The 14,454-nt window shown below is 28.2% G+C and carries 9 protein-coding genes; 5 read left to right on the forward strand and 4 right to left on the reverse strand.

What is annotated here, in order from left to right:
* Positions 1-190: 190 nt before the first annotated feature.
* Positions 191-1,012: a hypothetical protein gene (locus ACWXVO_RS02435; RefSeq protein WP_456002383.1), complete on the reverse strand. Its 822-nt coding sequence runs from the start codon at positions 1,010-1,012 to the stop codon at positions 191-193.
* 240 nt (positions 1,013-1,252) lie between these two features.
* Between ACWXVO_RS02435 and ACWXVO_RS02440 the strand changes: the two genes are divergently transcribed.
* Positions 1,253-1,558 (forward strand): hypothetical protein, encoded by a 306-nt coding sequence (locus ACWXVO_RS02440; protein ID WP_456002386.1) that lies wholly within the window; start codon positions 1,253-1,255, stop codon positions 1,556-1,558.
* A 581-nt stretch (positions 1,559-2,139) separates the two neighbouring features.
* Positions 2,140-2,325 carry a hypothetical protein gene (locus ACWXVO_RS02445; RefSeq protein WP_456002389.1) on the forward strand — a complete coding sequence of 62 codons (186 nt, stop codon included), beginning with the start codon at positions 2,140-2,142 and terminating at the stop codon, positions 2,323-2,325.
* Between the two features lie 271 nt (positions 2,326-2,596).
* On the opposite strand, the gene ACWXVO_RS02450 is transcribed toward ACWXVO_RS02445, so the two are convergent.
* Entirely contained in the window at positions 2,597-3,190 is a 594-nt protein-coding gene (locus tag ACWXVO_RS02450; protein WP_456002392.1) for a hypothetical protein, read from the reverse strand.
* Positions 3,191-3,271: 81 nt separating this feature from the next.
* The gene (locus tag ACWXVO_RS02455; RefSeq protein WP_456002395.1) at positions 3,272-4,966 is read right to left on the reverse strand and encodes a DUF262 domain-containing protein; all 1,695 of its coding nucleotides are present in this window, start codon (positions 4,964-4,966) and stop codon (positions 3,272-3,274) included.
* A gap of 1,256 nt (positions 4,967-6,222) precedes the next feature.
* Here ACWXVO_RS02455 and ACWXVO_RS02460 point away from each other — a divergent pair.
* Positions 6,223-6,390, forward strand: coding sequence for a hypothetical protein (locus ACWXVO_RS02460; protein WP_456002398.1), 168 nt, complete (start codon positions 6,223-6,225; stop codon positions 6,388-6,390).
* A 247-nt stretch (positions 6,391-6,637) separates the two neighbouring features.
* Here ACWXVO_RS02460 and gpmI read toward each other — a convergent pair whose 3' ends face one another.
* Positions 6,638-8,152, reverse strand: coding sequence for a 2,3-bisphosphoglycerate-independent phosphoglycerate mutase (gene gpmI, locus ACWXVO_RS02465; protein ID WP_456002401.1), 1,515 nt, complete (start codon positions 8,150-8,152; stop codon positions 6,638-6,640).
* A 300-nt stretch (positions 8,153-8,452) separates the two neighbouring features.
* On the opposite strand from gpmI, the gene ACWXVO_RS02470 reads away from it, so the two are divergent.
* Together ACWXVO_RS02470 and ACWXVO_RS02475 are read left to right on the forward strand one after the other, a co-directional pair.
* On the forward strand, positions 8,453-11,203 hold the full coding sequence (locus ACWXVO_RS02470; protein WP_456002404.1) for a DUF885 family protein: 2,751 nt from the start codon (positions 8,453-8,455) through the stop codon (positions 11,201-11,203).
* A 220-nt stretch (positions 11,204-11,423) separates the two neighbouring features.
* Positions 11,424-14,150 (forward strand): DUF885 family protein, encoded by a 2,727-nt coding sequence (locus tag ACWXVO_RS02475; protein ID WP_456002407.1) that lies wholly within the window; start codon positions 11,424-11,426, stop codon positions 14,148-14,150.
* The last annotated feature ends 304 nt before the right edge of the window (positions 14,151-14,454 follow it).

Here is a 14,454-nt window from a genome sequence, read left to right on the forward strand (position 1 = left end):
AATTCTATTTCATGCATAATAAGACCACCTATAACATTTTACTATATATGTTAGGCGGCTCGTTTTTGTTGCGATTTAACGAAATTTAGCCATTATGAGTAATTATTAAATACTTTAAAAGCAACCTTTTTTAAAATTAACAAGGCTGCTTTTTTATTATTTAATTTACTTTTTTTGTGATTCAATGATTTTATTTTAATTGTTGCAATAATTCATCTGTTAGTGCCAATTGTGTATAAAGTTCTTTGATTTTTACCCTTCAATATTCTTTTGTCTGTGAATCCGTTATTTTTTCTAGGAGCTCAGTTAGTTTTTTATATAATTCTTCCTGCTTTGCAAGGTTCTTAGTTCATGTTTCTTCTGCTTTGGCTCTTGCTTTTTGTGAAAATTCTTCAATTAACTTATCACCTTTTTCTTTGGAAAATTCCGTTATAAGTTCTTTTATTTTTTTAAGAAGTTCTTCATCAACATCTTTATGCATATTTTTTTCTTCTTCAAGTTTCGAAAATCTGCTATTAATTTTTTCATCAATTTCATGACCCAAAATATCAAGGAAGGAAATTTCTAAGTTATTTTGAATTACTTTTTCTCTAGTTAGTAGATATATTCTTTCAGGTCTAGTTATTCAATAATAATATAAAGATCTAATCTTTTCAAGTTTTTCTTGTCTCATTTCATAATAATAGGTACGTAACTCTTCAAATTTTTTTATAATGGCATTTTTATCATTTGATATATTATCATCTTCTTTCTTTCCTTCACCGAGCTTTTGGGGATTCACTATTGGAGTAGTAGTATTATTTCCTTGATCTGGTGTCTCATGTTTATCGGGTTGTTTTTCTTTTGGCTTATTTTCAGGGTTGCCTTGATCGCCAGGCTTGTCGGGGCCTGGTTCATCAATATGTTCTGGTTTTTTGGGACCAGGGTTAGATGGGTTTGCACATGATAGAGCTATAACTGGTGTTGCCAAAACAGGCAAAAATCCTAAAAAAAGTAAATTGCTTTTTTTCATTTTTTTCCTTTCAATTTAGTATTTTTTTAATTATATAACCAAAAAAAAAAAAAAAATAGCGCTTTTTTCATTAATTATGTGGATTCTCAATTATTTTGCTACATTGCAATTCTCAATTATTTTGCAACATCCTATAGTTTAAAATAATTATAGGAGGTAATGTGAAATATAAAAAAATAGAAATCCAGAATTTAACAGATTTTGAGAAAAAAAGAAAAGGTATTTATATCGATATAACTAATGAAAAAATTAAAAATAAACCAAATCGCCATAAAGCACGAAGTTAGCCGTTTTACAGTTTTTAAAATTAAAAAATCTATAAATTTTGACGGAACATTTAATGTCTCACACAAAAATAAAGGAAATAAAAATAGACAAAAGTTTAGTGATGATCTTGTGGATTCTAAAATTAAAAAAATCAGAGATTTTAGTTCTTTTATTTTTGATCAACCTACTGATAGAACTAGAAATGTTACTATGGCAATTTATTATAGAACAAAGGGTTCAATAATGTCTTTAAAAACCCTTTACAGACGCACTTTTTAAAAAAAGGAACTATGCAATAGAGCACTCACATAAAGTAACTAGAAAAGAAGCTAAAAGAAACGTTAAAAAATATTTTAAATAACACGCCCCCCAGAAACAATATTTTATTATGCAATAAATAGTAGTGTTGAAAAGCCTTTTAAAACTGCTCAATTAAATTATCCCATATGCTTCTTAAAATAAAGAATATAAAACATTGAACAGAAATTAGTAAAATTGAAGACCAATTAATATATTACTTTAATTCTATATCTCCGAAATTAAAAAAGAAATAGCGATAAAAATTATTTTAGAAAAATAACTGAAGGCGATCCTGGTTGGTATGTTGATTATTATTTTAAAAACAAAACTCATTCAGGCACAGACGAATATTATGCCCCAGTTGATACTAACGGCAATAGAGTTAATTTTTCAAAGAAAATAAAAGTTTTATTTTGTATGAACTCAAGTTGTGAATATTTTTTAAAAACTCCAGAAAACCGTTACAAAGCAAGCAATGATTTATCTAACTTTAACTCACAAAGGATTTTAATTAGGTAAAAGTCTTGACATTTGAGACGATTTGGCTTATAAAATTGAGTTTGATAGTCGTAACGCATAAGTCAGTAGTTTTGACATTTACGGACAAGTTTAATTACTTGATTAGAAATTTAGAAAAATTTAAATTAAATACATCAGGTTCAAAAGAAGAAACGAGTCACCTAAAATCAATGTTTAAAAACACAATTAAACAAGTGGATAATGACCTATCTGAATACTTTAAGTAGATTTTTAATTTTATTTTATTGTCTGCAAAAGCGGGTTTAAAAATTTTGTTTACCAACCAATCAAAATATGAATAAAGCTTAAAAAATAAATTTAATATCATAAGTTTAATAAACATTTTTAAACTATAAGAATGTTGCAATTTGATTAAGAATTAGCAGCAATTTATATAACTTAAAATTATGATACTTTATGGTTTTAAATTATTCGTAATTTATTAATTATCTAATGAAAAAATTACACCAGTTAAACCAATGTAATTTTTTGACCATACTATCAAACATTATTGTTTTGTCTTCTTAATTCATCATCTACTATTTTTTCGATAACTTTTAATTTTTGCTTCATTTTTGTTTCATTAAATATATTAGACCCATAAGATTTTCCTGCATCGGCTTCTAGTTTTTTTCTTAAAGATTCATCTTTTATTAATCTAATTTTTTCTTGTAACAGTTTTAATTTTTCTTTCGCTAATTTGGTGCGATTTTTGGCTGATAAATATATCGCAAAAACAAAAATACCAAAGAAAGCTATAAGCAATAGAAGTAATATTGATAAAAAAGGTGTGGTGAATACAAATATTTTTGAGAGAATATATTTGTTTCTTATCTTTATCGAATCAATTTTCTTTAATTCTAATGTTAATAAAATAGCCAAGATAAATGATCCAATATTAAATAAAATTGCAAATAGTAATATTGTTATTCCTGCTCCGTCTGGATATACTTTTGGTATCAATATTGATAAAAAAGAAAAATCTACATCTTTTACCACATAATAATATCCAGTCGAAACCAAGTACAATATATATGCTAATATGGCAAAGGGTAATGATAAACCAAAATAAAGTTTTATTTTATTATTCATATTTCTCCTATTAATTATGTTTATTTTTCAATGTATTTTTCTATATTTTGTAATGTTCTTTTATAAATATCATCATTCATATTAATCCTTTGTTATTTCTTTAAATCTTTTAACTAATTCGTCATTTCTTTTTTTGATATCATTTATTGTTCAATAATCATTTTCAAGTTGTGAGATTTGTATTGCAGATCTAAATTTTGCCGCCCTTTTATATATCTCTTTTTTAGACTTAAATCAATCATCAGAAGCTCTAATATTACGCCTTTTGTCTAAAGGAATTATGTTTCCAATTTGTTCATATAATTCTTTATTTTCTTTATCGAATTGTGCATGAGATTTAGGTAAAATATGTTCTATTTCTCATTTGGCTGGCAATATATCCATCTCTTCTTGATCGTTTTGTGAATATTCAAACATTTTTATAATCATGCTTATGATTTTTACATTTGGACTTTTGATTTTTTCCATCACATCATCTGAATATTTTTTTTCTAATTTAGAAAAATCAAACTCATGGCCTTTTATTATGCTTTTATTTAGTAACAAAATGCCGTGTTTAATATCGTTTATTGAAGGAATTACTAAATATCTTGTGACAATTCTATTTCTTAGTTTTATTAATAACTCAAGATATTCACTTGTATCATCATTATCAATTTTGTCTTTATTTTTTAAATAATATATTAAAGCTGGGTATTTACCAAAATCATTAGAGAAAGAAAAAATAATATCTAGTTGTTGTTTAATCTTCGAGTTTAAGTCTTTTTCTTCATTTAAGTTATTCACCATTTTTAGAAATGAAATAATATTTTTAATAGTTTCTATCATTTTGTTAAAAATATCATCAATGTTATTTTGTTCTAGATATTTTAATATGTATTTTCTTATTCCTGGTGTGGTACTGTCGATATCTCCTTCTTCTGCCCTTAAATAGAACATATAGTATGAAAAAATATCATTTAATGTCTTATTCATTGAAACACAATCAGATTCTAATTCTTTTCATTGTTCTATGAATTTATCTTTTTCATTTTTATCTTTTAATAGGTTATATATCTTAGCTTTAAAAATATCGGCATCAGAAAGAGGAACCCCTCTATTATTAAGAGTTTCAAAAACCGTCATAGCAGATTGTTGAGATTGCGAAGATACAGTTAAGATAAGGGTTTTTTCTAATATGGTATTAAAAAAGTTAAATATCCCCTCAATTTCATTTTTTGCTTTTTCTTCAATCAACTCTATTAATTTTGCATAGTTTTTCGAATAATTACTTTTACTTTTTTTGTTATATTCACCACTTTTGATGATATTCTCAAAATCTTCTAAATTACTTTGCATTACTGAAACATTTTGAATGGACATTGAATTTCTATCAATTATTTTTTTATAATCATTTGAAATATGTCAAATACATTCTTCAATTTCTTTTGCTAAATTTTTAGTATTTTCACTATTAGTGTTCTCACATTTTTTAAGAATTGCTCTTAAAAGTAGAAAAATGGTCGTTATACGTTGTTGTCCGTCGATAATTTCTCATTTTCTATCTTCGTTTTCAAAGAAAACAATTGAACCTAAAAAATACTGTTCTTTTGAATTTGGCTCTTTAAGTATAATTTTGTAAAATTCTCATAAATCACTGAATAATTTTTCGGTTTGTTCTTCTCCTCATGAATATGGTCTTTGATATTCAGGTATTAAAAAATTATGTTCTTTAGAAGCATTTTGAAATAAATCTCTAATTGTTATACTATCTATATTTATTTTGTTTTGTGTCATATATTTGCCTTCTCCATGAAAATACGCAAAAATACACCTAATAGTTAGGTGTTAATTTAATGTTAAATTATTTATTAAGAGTCTGCTCTCTCTCTCTCTCTCTCTCTCAATCTTATTAAAAGAGGATTAGGGAAAGAAAATGCATTTAAAGTTTTCTTTGCATTATTCATGGTATTATAATTATAATAAATTTCTTTAGATATTGACATATCGAAAACGTGTTTTGATCATGTAAATTCTCAATTATTTTGCAACATCCTATAGTTTAAAATCACTATATGAGGTAACGGGAAATATAAAAAAATAGAAATCCATAATTTGATAGATTTTGAGAAAAAAAGAAAAGGTATTTATATCGATATAACTAATGAAAAAAATAAAAATAAACTAAATTGCCATAAAACACGAAGTTAGCCGTTTTACAGTTTCTAAAATTAAAAATCTATAAATTTTGACGGGACATTTAATGTCTAAAACAAAAATAAAGGAAATAAAAATAGACAAAAGTTTAGCGATGATCTTGTAGATTCAGAAATTGAGAAAAATAGAGATTTTAGTTCTTTTGTTTTTGATCAACCTACTGATAGAACTAGAAATGTTACTATGGCAATTTATTATAGAATAAAAGGTTCAATAATGTCTTTAAAAACTCTTTACAGACGCACTTTAAAAAGGGGTATGCAATAGAGCACTCACACAAAGCAACTAGAAAAGAAGCTAAAAGAAACGTTAAAAAATATTTTAAATAACACGATTCCAGGAAGAATATTTTATTATGCAATAAATAGTAGTGTTGAAAGGTCTTTTAAAACTGCTCAATTAAGTTATCCCATATGCTTTAAAATAAAGAATATAAAACATTGAACAGAAATTAGTAAAATTGAAGACCAATTAATAGATTACTTTAATTCTATATCTCCAAAATTAAAAAGAAATAGCAATAAAAACTGTTTTAGAAAAATAACTGAAGGCGATCCTGGTTGGTATGTTGATTATCATTTTAAAAACAAAACTCATTCAGGCGCAGTTAAGTACCTAAACGAATATTATGCCCCAGTTGATACTAACGGCAATAGAGTTAATTTTTCAAAGAAAATAAAAGTTTTATTTTGTATGAACTCAAGTTGTGAATATTGTTTTAAAACTCCAGAAAATCGTTACAAAGCAAGCAGTGATTTATCTAACTTTAACTCACAAAAGATTTTTAATTAGGTAAAAATCTTGACATTTGAGACGATTTGGCTTATAAATTGAGTTTGATAGTCGTAACGCATAAGTCAGTAGTTTCGACATTTACGAACAAGTTTAATTACTTGATTAGAAATTTAGAAAAATTTAAATTAAATACATCAGGTTTAAAGGAAGAAATGAGCCACCTAAAATCAATGTTTAAAAGTACAATTAACCAATCCAAATATGAATAAATTTAAAAAATAAGGGCCGTAAGGTTAATTTAAAAATATATTGCTATTTAATTTTTTTCAAAATGTATAGATTGACAAAAAAAATAATAGCAAAGTGTCACACTTTGCTAATTTTCCTGATTACTGGTTTAAATTTTTAGGTCTTAAAAAATAAATTTGATATCATAAGTTTAATAAGAATTTTTAACTATAAAAAATATTGCAATTTGATTAAGAATTAACACTTATATTACTTTTATAAATTTAATTAAAACTTCTTTAGCAATGATTGCCCTGTCATTTCCTTTGGTTTCTGAATATTTAAATATTCAAGAATTGTGGGTGCAACATCACAAAGCGACCCATTTTTTAATTCAATATTTTTATCAGTTGAAACAAATAAAACCGGACTTGTTGTATGTTTTGTTGCAGGTTTATTATTTTCATCCTCAGTTATTTCGGCATTTCCATGATCGGCAGTTATGAATCATGTTACTTTATCACGATTAGCTATCACGAATTTAAGAATTCGTTCAAATTGTTCATCTAGAAACTCAATTGCTTTTATTGTTGCTTGTAAATTTCCAGTATGACCCACCATATCTGGATTAGCATAATTCATGATAACAAAGTCATAATCATTAATTTTTTCAAGCAATTCGTCAGTTATTTCTTTAGCTGACATATGAGGATAATCAGCAAAGCTTGCAGCTTTGATACTATTTACTAAAATTCTATCTTCATTTTTATAAATAACTTCTTTTCCACCATCCATAAAGAAGGTCACATGCGCATATTTTTGAGTCTCTGCTAATCTTAATTGTTTTAGATTATTGGTGGCTAACACTTCTCCAAGCGGGTTATCTACTTGCATTTCTTTAAATGCGACTAAGGAATTAATACCCTCATATTTCATTAAAGAAGCAAAGAGATTTGGTTTTGTTTTGTTTTTAGGTTTATATTCATATAGTTTGCTATCTAAAATTAGATGACTAAGTTGTCTAGCACGATCTGGTCGAAAATTAAAGAAAAAAACATTATCATTTTCTTTTAAAAATAAGCCATTTTGGTTTTGTGCAGGATAGAAAAACTCGTCATAAATTCCTTGATTATATTGTTCGTTTATATACTTATTAATATCTTTATACTTGATCGGCGATTTACCAAGAATCGCTTCAAGTGCTAATTCATTTCTTTCGAATATTTGGTCACGGTCCATAGCATAAAAGCGCCCTGAAATGCTTGAAATCGGATAATTGAAATCTTCCGATAATTTTTTAAGTATTATCAATGAATCATTAATTGATTGTGGCTTAACATCTCGACCATCACCAAAAATATGAATTGAAACTTTTTTAAGTCCCTTGTGGTTGGCAAGTTTTATAATTTCAAATAAATGGTTATCTAATGAATGTACACCGCCATTACTTAGCAAGCCCATTAAATGCAAAGTGGTATTGTTTGCTATTGAATTATCAATTAATTTATTTATTACCTCGTTTTTTTCAAAATCACCAGTCTCTATTGCTCTATTAATCAATGATAAACCAGTATATACAATTCTTCCTGCCCCGATGTTTAGATGGCCGACTTCTGAATTCCCAATTTGACCTTTCGGAAGGCCTACATATTCTCCGGATGCTTGCAAAACAGAATTAGGACACATTGCAAACAAATAATCAAATATTGGATGATAAGCCTGTGCAAAAGCATTTCCTTGTCTTTCATTTCTAAGACCCAAACCATCAATTACTGTTAATATTACTTTTTTTTGATTTTCCATACATTACCTCTATAATAAAAAAATATATTTTTACTTATATAAATTTTATAATAAAACAAATGATGCTAAATCATTTCGATTGATTGAGGTGTTAAATTATAAAATATCTTAAAAAGATTGAGATTTGACTTTTTTTGGTCCATTTTTTCCTCTAATTATGTAAACTAAAGGCAAATGTAATATAATAAAAAATGTGTATCTATTGTGGACACACAAATCTTTATTTTTTAAACTTTATCAAAAGGTAAAAAATTTTATTAAATGATAAATTAATAAACTAAATTAAGGATAAGTATATATATGACTCCAAAAACAAAAAAAGCCCTAATTATTAGTGGTATTGTAGGCGGTATTGTTTTAGTACCTACAGTAGTTACAATAATTCCATATGGCGCTCAAATTTCATGATTTAAAAGAAAAACTCAAAAGAATCAAAGATATGAGAAAGAATATGTAGAAGCTAAGAAAGCAGCTGTTGAAGATGAAGCAAATAAGGCTTTAAAAGCTAAAATCGATGCTAAGGATGCTCAAATTGCAGACTTAACACAAAAAAGCCAAAATGCTGATGAAACAGCTAAAGCAAAATTAGAACAAGAAATTAGAAATGCTGAAGCAGAACGTGCTCAACTTGACGATCAATATCAAGAAAATATTGAATCTAAAATTTTACCTATATTAGCAAAAATTGCTGAAGAAGGTGATTTGAGATACTATGAAGGTACCTTAAAAAATACAGCCGAATATGTAGTATTGTCATACAAGAAATTTCAAAGAGATTTAGCAAAACTTGCTTCTAGAGATGATTTAGATATAAATTATCCAAGCAAGGAAAATGCTCAAGAAATTATTAAGTTCTATCAAGATTGAATTAATACATTTTCGAAAATTAATTCAAGAAACCTAAACACTGCCTCAACAGCATGAGTAAGCGGATTAAAATATGAATGAGAAATAGCTAAAACAGTTTATGCATCAGAAAGCCGTTTACTTGGTGTTTGATTAGAATCAGGTCTATCTTCAGCATATCCTATCAATGCTTTTTATGACACAATTAGTTCAATTGATGAAGAGAGAGCTCCAAAGGTTCAAAAGAATCTTAAAGAAGGAATTGAATCTGATGTTGTTTTATCAAAAGTGGTTATCAAAAATAATGTAAGATCAATTTTATCTAATTTTTACCAAGATCAATTGAAAGAATTTTTAAATGGATCTGCTAATGAAATAAAAGTTACTGACCTTATTGCACAAAATAAACAATTAGCTAAATCAAGCCCAAAATTAGTGGAATTCCACAAATTCTATGCTAATGAATATTACAAGGCTTCTAAATCAGGTTTGGGTGAAAATCTAGCTGAATTAAAACTATATAAAACAAATGAAATCGGTGAAAAAGAAAATCACGTTGAAGTATTTGATGGTAATGATGTTAAAACAGTTTATGGTGTTGGTTTAACTGAAAAAGACCTAAATGCTAAGAATGTTGGTTTAAATTCTATCGTAGGGAAACCAGGTGTAACAAATGGAGATAAGGTTTATAGTGGTATCTTAAAATTCTCTACTACTACAGATGATACAGCCCAAGATGTGTTTAATTCAGGTTATGAAACAACGACAACAGCTGCTAAAAATATGAAATTGACAGCCGCTGCAGTTGCTAAATTAATTACTGGAAAAGACAAAGGTGTATGAGCTCCAACAATTAAGTATGATGCTGATGGTCTTGGACCAAATCCAGTTGAAGAAGTTAAATTAAAAATTAGAGATGCTAATGGCGAAATCAATATTTCTGATTTCTACAAGTGATTAAACCAAGAACAATTCTTCTTTGGTCGTGAAGATGCTTCATATTACACAGAAGCTAAAAAACAAGATTTAGCAAAAGATCCTAAATTAGAGGATGCAAGACAAAATCTAAAAAGATTAGGATATGAGTTCTTAAAGACAAATAAAACCAAATATGGTTCAATTACAAATGAACAATTCTACTATGGAGCACTAGAAGCCTTCAAGGGTTACCATGAATTTAGAGATACTACAATTGATCATGGATATTCATATTTCCCTAAGAGTGTTCCAAGATACGGAATCACTTCATATGAATATAGAAGACGTGCTGAAGAAGGTGTTGGTGCATATAATGGTAATGCACAAGTTGAAAAAGATGGATTTGGTGCATTTACATTTAATGTTGATCCATACTACAGCTTACCAAAATGATCAGTAACTTCTTTTGCTAACCACGAAAGTGTTATGGGACACCACAACCAAATCTATTATGCTAAAAAGTTTTTAAAAACTATTGATGGATTAACTGTTGGAAATATCTTTGATTACACTTCATATGCAGAAGGTTGAGCTTTATTTATGGAATGATTCGGAATTGAATCAGGACTATACGGAACTCCTGACTTTGACAGCGAAGACTATTACGCTTTCCCAGTAAGTTTTAAACATTCAAATGGAATTACAAGCTTTGTTTCTTCAGCAATATCGCAAGATGAATCAGCTGTAACTGCTGCAGAAATTAAAGGAATGAAGGAATTACATGGTGGTGTTTATTGAAGTTTAGTTGCATCAGAAGGCAAAAATAACTCAAGCGATGAAGAACACACACTAAGAGCTGTTGAATTAGCTAATATGTTGCAATATTTTGGTGCTTTAAATGAAGCTCAATTACGTAACATGAGACGTGCTGTTGATCCTGCATACCATGGAAGAATTGAAGGAAAAGAAGATTTACCTGCCGGTGCATCAATTCAAGATGTTAGAAACTTCCTACATGCTAACTCAGCATTAGGAATTGGTGATATTACATCAGAATCAAAACGTTATCTAAACCTACCCGGACAAGCAACATCATATAATGCTGGTAAAGAAGCTATGTTGAAGCTATATGACAGAGTACGTCAATCAAAGGGACTTTCAAGAAAAGATTTTGTTACTGTCGAAGATAAGGCAAACATTAAAGAACTATTAAATCTAATGTTAGAAACAGGTGGATTACCTCTTGAAACTTTAAAGGAAATTGTAGAATTACATTACAAACTATAAGAGATTTAATTATTCTTTTTTTAAAAAACATCTAGCTAGTCTAGATGTTTTTAATTTTCCTTTCTTGTAGTGAAACTAAAACTCTGTATAGTATCAAAGATAAATATTTTTATGCTTTTTCATTTAAAATTAAGGTACCTGCAATTTTTGGCAGGAACTACTAAACATTGGATTTATATTTTAAATTAGACATATAATAAAAGGATTTTAAATAATATATATGACTCAAAAAACAAAAAAAGCATTAATAATAACTTCGGTTGTTGGCACCTTAGTTGCAGCTCCTGTGATTTTTACTGTAATCCCTTTTGCTGCTCAAAATGCTTTATTTAGAAAAACAATTAATGAAAACAAGAAACTAGAAAGCGAATTAACAAATGCTGAGGCAAAGGCAGTTGAGGCAAATGTTGATACAAAAAATAATATCGAGGAAAAGAATACCAAACTAAAAGATTTAAACACAAAGTATAATGAATTGGATGATAAAAAAAGTGAACAAGCCACAAAAATTGCTAAAGAAATCAAAACCCTTGCTAGCGAAATTAGAAATCTTGAGTTAGAATACAAAGTAAACATTGATAATGCAATATTGCCTTATTTAGCTAAAATCGCTCAACATGGTGATGCTAAGTATTATGATAATAATTACAAACATACAGCCAGATATATTGTTCTTTCATATGATAAGTTTCAGAGAGAATTAGATGATTTGGCGGCAAATATTGATATATTCTATCCTGAAAAAGAAGATGTTGACAAGATTGTTAAATACTATCAAAAATGAATTGATTTATTTTCAAAAATTAACTCTAATAATCTCAATGTAACTACAACAGCTTGAGCAAGTGGATTGAAATATGATTGGGAAATCGCACAAACCGTCTATGCTTCACAAGGGCGACTAGCAGGTGCATTTTATGAAGGTGGACCAACATCAGCTTACCCAGTTAATTCATTTTATAAAACTATTTTAAGAATAACTGGCGATAGAGCCGAAAAGATGCAAAGAAACTTAAACGAAGGAATGCAAGCTAATATTGTTTTATCAAAAGTTGTTATTAAAAACAATGTTAATATCATTTTATCAAGACATTATTCAAAGGAATTGCTAGAGTTTGCAAAAGGAACACAAGAATCAAAGTCTGTTATTGAGATAATTGATTCTAATAAAACTCTTGATGAAAAAACTAAGGCATTCCATAAATTTTATGCAACTGAATATTACAAAGCATCAACTACTGGCTTAGGCGAAAATTTAGAAGAGCTTAAGGTGTTTAAATCAAATGTAGTTAACGAATTAGAAAATACTATTGAAATTTTTGATAATTCAAGTAAAAAAGTTGTTTCAATTTACGGGCTTGGTTTAACCGAAAAAGATCTTGATGCTAAAAATGTTGGTTTATCAAGTATTCCTGGTGATGAGAAAAATACAACTGGTAAAAAGATATATGATGGTATTTTAAAGTTTGCTACAACTTCAAACGATTCTGCACAGGACGTATTTAATTCGGGTTATGAAACAACTAAGACGGCTGTTAAGAACATGGAATTAACTGCAAAAGCAGTCGCCAGATTAATTACCGGAAATGAGAACGAGCCATGAACCCCAACTATTAAGTATGATTCTGATGGTGTTGGCCCACAAGAGGTTCAGGATGCTGTACTTGAAATAAGAGATGCAAATGGGAATATTAATTTGCCCGAGTTTTATAAATGATTAAACCAAGAACAGTTCTTTTTTGGTCGCGAAAATTCCTCATATTACACGCAAGAAAAGAAGAATGAATTAGAAAAAGACCCAAAATTACAAGATGCTATTAAAAATTTAAAGACTTTAGGTTATGAATTCTTAAAAGGTCAAAATTCTAAATATGGTTCAATTACAAATGACCAGTTTTATTACGGAGCTTTAGAAGCTTTTAAAGGTTATAATCAATTTAGAGACACTACTATTAATGAAGGATATTCTTATTTCCCTAAACAAGTGCCGAGATATGGAATTACTACATATGAATATTCAACTCGTTTAAGTTCAGGTGTCGGTGCATATAACGGAAGAGCTAAGGTTGAAAAAGACGGATTTGGTGCATTTACATTTAATGCGGACCCTTATTTTGGCTTGCCAAAATGGTCAGTAACTTCATTTGCTAATCACGAAAGCGTCATGGGACATCACAATCAAATATACTATGCGCAAAAATTTCTAAAAACTGTTGATGGGCTAACGATAGGAGACATTTTTAACTATACTTCATACAAGGAAGGTTGAGCTTTATTTATGGAATGATTTGGAATCGAGGCAGGTTTATATGGAACGCCTGACTTTGAAAATGAAGATTATTACGCTCTACCTGTTAGCTTCAAATCAGCAAAAGGAATTACAAGTTTTGTTAAAGCGACAAGACCACAATATGTAACTAACGAAGAAATTAAAGGAATGAAGGAACTACATGGTGGCGTGTATTGAAATTTAGTTGTTTCAAAAAACAAAATCGATGATGATAAATTGCATACTTTGAAGGCTGTTGAATTAGCTAATATGTTGCAATATTTTGGTGCTTTAAATGAAGCTCAATTGCGTAACATGAGACGTGCTGTTGATACTGCATATCATGGAGATATTAAAGGTACTGATGATTTACCAGCTGGCGCTTCAATTAATGACATAAGAAAATTCCTACATGCTAACTCAGCATTAGGAATTGGTGATATTACATCAGAATCAAAACGTTATTTAAATCTACCCGGACAAGCAACATCGTATAATTCAGGTAAAGAAGCAATGTTGAAACTATATGACAGAGTTCGTAAGTCAAAAGGCCTTTCAAGGGAAGAATTTGTATCAAATAAGGAAAACATTAAGGAATTTTTGAATTTATTATTAGAGACCGGTGCATTACCTCTTGAAACCTTGAAAGAAATTGTCGAATTACATTACAATTTATAATTTTATCTGCAAAATTAAAACTAGCCTTTTTGGCTGGTTTTTTTCTTGTTAGAGGAATAAAATAATATAATTAAATTTTTTTATTTTTCATTAAATTGCAACAAAAATGAGCCACCTAACATATATAGTAAAATGTTATAGATGGTCTTATTATGTATGAAATAGAATTAAACTATTTTCAGTTAAATAGAAAACGAAAAATTAGATGTTATAACTACATATTCTAATTTAACAAATAAGCAATTATCCTTAAAAGCAAGATGTTCAATACTAACTATAAAAAGATTAAAACAAAAATTAAGAA

Source organism: Mycoplasma sp. 1890, from assembly GCF_053851615.1.